A 4,721-nucleotide genomic window follows, 5' to 3' on the forward strand; every position below is an offset into this window, starting at 1 on the left:
GAAAAGGCATAGGGGCTAGCGCTTGGGTTTCACTGATTTTATTGCCCGTTGGGTCGTAATCAAACTGCTCGACTTTTTCAGCATGATGCTGCTCGGGATTGACCTCAGGATAAGTCACTGTGTGTAATTGACCGGCGTTATCATAACGGTAACGGCGTGGCTGATGTCCGGTGATTTCGGCAAGCTGTCCGTTAGGATTATAGTGATACTGCTGTTGCCAAATTGGCGTTGGCGAGGTCTGGGTGCTGATATCATAACCATGATAACGTTGATGGGCAATAAGTTGCCCTAGCGGGTCATACTGGTAACGGTTAACCAGCCCATTACCCTGACGGCGTTCATACTCTCGCCCTTGTTTATCCCAACGAAAAGCGGCTAATGGCTGGTGGTCGAGTGTCATCCCCAGTAGCTGACCCTGATTGTAATGATATTCTAACCATTGCCCATCGGGCAGTTTAGTGCCATTGAGTAAGCCGGTGATTTCATCGTAGCGATGGCGGATAGTCGCCCAGTTTTGGTGCTCGGCCGTTAAACGACCAACTTTATTATATTCCCATCCTAAAACCGATTGCCCATCGAGTATTTGTGTTAATAATCCATTCTGATTGTAACTATAGTGCTCTTTTATGCCATCAGCTAGCTCTTTTACGATGAGTTTTCCACGGCTATCACGTTGGTAGCGGGTAATGAGCGGTTTTTCATCATGTTGGTTACCATACTCGTGTTTTTCAATTAAATAGCCATTTAAATCGTAATGATAAGTGGTTTTTACCTCGTCAAACCCAATTTCTTCACTCAATTGCCCCGTTGGCGTGTAGCTGAAGCGGTAACGTTCCCCTTTCTGATTTTCAATTTCACTGATTTGTAGATGGATATTATCATAACGAAATTTCAGCCGTTCGCCATCTGGCAGCCGCTTTTCGGTCATTAAATGTAATGGCGAAGCGTAGTCATATTCTGTGACTTTACCCGCTTCATCTTTAAACCAAGTCACTTTGCCATAAGCGTTGTATTGATACTCACGAGTGGTGTTATTCGGGTAGGTGATTTTTGTGATTTGTCCTAAATCGTCATAAGTATAATAGGTCTTGCCCTGTTGTCCATCACTGACGACCGTGAGCCGAAGTAAAGCATCATAGCTAAATTGAAAAAGACGTCCATCGGAAAAGCCTAGCTGTTGTAATTCACCGTTATCTCCCCACGTAAAATGTTGTTCGCTACCATCAGGGTATTGGGTCGATAAACGCTGTCCATCTTCATTATAACGATGACGAGTGAGTAAACCGTCGGGCGTTTCCAACTCAATAATGTCGTCGTGATGGTTATAACGTATTCGCCATATCAGCCCATTTTTTTCAATTCGAATAATTCGTCCACGTTGCCAAGTATAATCTTCATAACTGTTGTCTGGGTAAATAATGGTTTTTAACTCGGCATTAACCGTATATTCATAGTGGGTTTGATGCCCTAACGCATCAATCTCAACGGTTTTCAATCCCTCTTCATTATACTGATAGGTTTTGGTCGCCCCATTAGCATCGGTTTCTGACTGTAACAAACCATCTTTATGGGTGTAACACTTTTGACTGCCATCAGCCATGGTGACAATCACGTTTTCATCTGAAATCTATTGATTAAATAATGTAAGCACTATCAATTATTTTGGCTTGGCGGATAATCCAAAATAGCTTCCTTGTACCCATCCATATCATTAAAATAATTACTCGTAAAGTTATAATCCCACATAGGTGACTCTATAGCATTAAAATAACTAATATTTAGTGATATCCTTTTTTTAATTAATTCTGTTTCTTTTTCATTATTAATTTTTATTATACCTTTATCGCCTCCTACCACGCCATCATCACCATCTATCATTAATGGAAGAATTTTATCCTCCTCCAACTCTAAAAAAACTTTACCTTGAAAAATGGCTCGACCAAAAATATTTGAATCTAAGTGTTCTGAGTCATATCCACCTAATACAATGTAACGATCTTTAATATTAAAATTTAAGCCTGATGAATGATAATAGTCTCGTTCTTTATGGATCACTTTAAGATCATAGCAGCGAATATTTTCTATCGTGAGAGTAGCTTTTCTGGCTAATACCAGCAGGTCATCAGCGATATTGATGATACTTTTGGGATTTATCAAGAGTATCTGATCTCGCCATATATTCTCATCCATACGTATGGATGCATTTTCGAGATATATTCGGCAAGTTAAATTTTTTTGATCAATTTTCGGTAAAGAACAATAGTTTTTTACACCACTCCAGCCATCAATATCAATGAAATATTCGTAACTATTTGTAATGTCAATTTTATATTTCATAAAATCACCTATTCTTTCTTGAAAATATATTCGTTTAATTGTTCATTTCTAATTGCCTCTCCATTCGACTGAGTATATCCCTTGCTAGAAATTTTTCGTTTATTAATCAATTGCAACCCTTTATTTTTTGCTATAATTTCCAGATTTCTCATATATTTATTTACTTTACCATCACTGCCACGAATGATTATTGTACCATCTTTCTTTAAAACGCGGAGGACTTCATCATTTAAGGGAGCATAGCCATACGGATTATCCATTATAATGGTCTTTTGCGAGCCGGTAGCGATATTCGACAAATTATGCGCATCGCCAGCAAAAACACCTGGCGCCATAGGGTGAGCAGGATGAGATATATTATAAGCACCCTCAATAGGGTTTAGCCCGGCACCAATAACGAGTGTTCCATCCTGTTCAGCAGATTTTAAGTATCTTTTATTTCCAACAATAAACCATTTACATTCTAATCCCAACGGGTCAATTAAGTCTATTGGATCATTATTGGCATATTGATAACTATTTAACCCACCCAGTATACCAAGTGGGTCTTGAGTAATATATCTGCCAGTAAATGGGTCATAGTAACGGTTTAGGTTGTAATGAAGTCCTGTTTCCTCATCATAATATTGCCCTTGGAATCGTAACGGATTATTCGGCAGGGAATCTATATCGTCCTGATGGTAGGTTTCGTTTATTATCTGACCATAGGCATTATACTGGCATTCATAGAGCGTGTCACCTAAGCTGCCGGTAAGGGCTATGGGTGTGCCGAGGTGGTCGTTTTGATACCAGTAGAGTTTGATGTTATCTTGTTGGGCATTACCGTGCACTAGGGCTAATGGACGGTAAGAGTCTGGCTCGTAAAGGTAGCTTTGCCAGTGTTTATCGTTATCGGTCTCGGCAATAAGTTTATTAGACTGTGGCCTTTTCCACGTTTTTCCACAATCAGGTTGCCAAAGCAATCATGCTCAAAGTATATGCCACCAAAAAACATTTGGGTTTATCATAATATTAACGCTAATAACATCATAGCAAATGGTTAGTTGACACAATAATAATTTAAATCTAACAAAGTAAGCTAAGTATTAAGCTTACCTTGCCGATTTGATATGTTAAATTGAATCTAAATTGGAAGTTATTCTACAGGCTCTAATGAGACTGCCATTTCTAAAGCTGTTTTAGAGCGATTTATTTTACCATCAAAATCTGGTTGTAATTTCATTTCATCTAATGCATAAACGATACTTGCACTATATCCTATTTTAAAGAGCTTTGAATCTTCTTTTTTGTTGGTATAAATACCAACAGATTGAATTGTCCCATCTTCAAGTAATAAATCAACTGTATTATTAAAATTTGAGGGATCTTGCCCTGCTACATAAGCTTTTTTTATTATTCCTGAAATAAATAATAAAGGTATCCTCCCCTGCTCAATACTATTCCACCACTCTTTTGATCCAAAAAGACCATTGGTACCTTTGAGACCCATTGTAGGTTTTGATTTGTCTAACGTTAATGCTTGTGTTAAAGCGACTCTTTCTGGATTATTTTTTAATTCCTTTGATAATAAAAAGACCATTTTCATTGGAACTTTGGAAGTTTCTAATTTTAATAGCATATTTTTACCTTTATTTTACTTTTTCAAAATGAACAATATTTTCATTAAAAATTTCTATGCCTCTACCTTGTCCAAGTTGAGTTGTCATTTGCCCACCTTCAACTTTAAAACGAGTATTGGTTTTCATCCATTTTCCAGTTTTAATCGACATATTAGGAAATATGAGAAATTCTAAGGTATGTTTGATGAAGTAAAGGCTAGTTCAATATATTAAAATTAGTTATAATTGAATTCCATGATAATTATTTAGCTAGCCACGCCTTCCGAACGAATCTTGTCGGATATATCTGCCGATAAACAAGTCGTAATAAAGGTTAAATTGTAATGTAATTGTCTTTCTTCATCATAATATTGCCTTTATAGCAATTTTTTAATTTAAGTCCAAACCTCTTGACCATTACTGGTAATCCAAACAATGCCGCAATTTAATTTCACATAGAACCACATACCTACATCATCTAGATCATCATCCTCGTTATCGGGAGGGTAAGGAGGCCAAATATTCTTAATAGAATTAATTTGTTCTTCAATTGTGCCAGATAAAAAAATTCCATTTCTAGCTAATCTAATATGTCCATCTTTTATTAATTTTTCTAATATTCTAAAAAATAAATCTTTTCTTATTTCGTAGGGTATTTTTATATCTTTCGTGTAATTATCTAAATGTTGCCACATTGTGCCCATTGAATAACCAAAAGCACTTTCTAAAATAGAATTATAAATTTTTTTAAAATTCATTGAAATTTCATCTCCACTCTGTTTCCTT

At 36.6% G+C, this 4,721-nt stretch carries 4 protein-coding genes and 1 pseudogene; all 5 read right to left on the minus strand.

Annotated elements, in window-relative coordinates; all coding sequences use genetic code 11:
- Positions 1 to 1,600, minus strand: a pseudogene (locus A9G40_RS11185) (RHS repeat protein); the annotation flags it as partial.
- Positions 1,601 to 1,653: 53 nt separating this feature from the next.
- Positions 1,654 to 2,337, minus strand: coding sequence for a hypothetical protein (locus A9G40_RS11190; RefSeq protein ID WP_065583101.1), 684 nt, complete (start codon positions 2,335 to 2,337; stop codon positions 1,654 to 1,656).
- A gap of 8 nt (positions 2,338 to 2,345) precedes the next feature.
- Positions 2,346 to 3,299: an RHS repeat domain-containing protein gene (locus tag A9G40_RS11195; RefSeq protein ID WP_065583102.1), complete on the minus strand. Its 954-nt coding sequence runs from the start codon at positions 3,297 to 3,299 to the stop codon at positions 2,346 to 2,348.
- 173 nt (positions 3,300 to 3,472) lie between these two features.
- The gene (locus A9G40_RS11200; protein ID WP_065582621.1) at positions 3,473 to 3,955 is read right to left on the minus strand and encodes a hypothetical protein; all 483 of its coding nucleotides are present in this window, start codon (positions 3,953 to 3,955) and stop codon (positions 3,473 to 3,475) included.
- Positions 3,956 to 4,330: 375 nt separating this feature from the next.
- Positions 4,331 to 4,721: DUF596 domain-containing protein (locus tag A9G40_RS11205; protein WP_141675255.1), on the minus strand; the 391-nt coding region annotated here is incomplete at its 5' end.

This window comes from Gilliamella sp. Nev3-1 (assembly GCF_001690435.1).
Classification (GTDB): domain Bacteria; phylum Pseudomonadota; class Gammaproteobacteria; order Enterobacterales; family Orbaceae; genus Gilliamella; species Gilliamella apicola_C.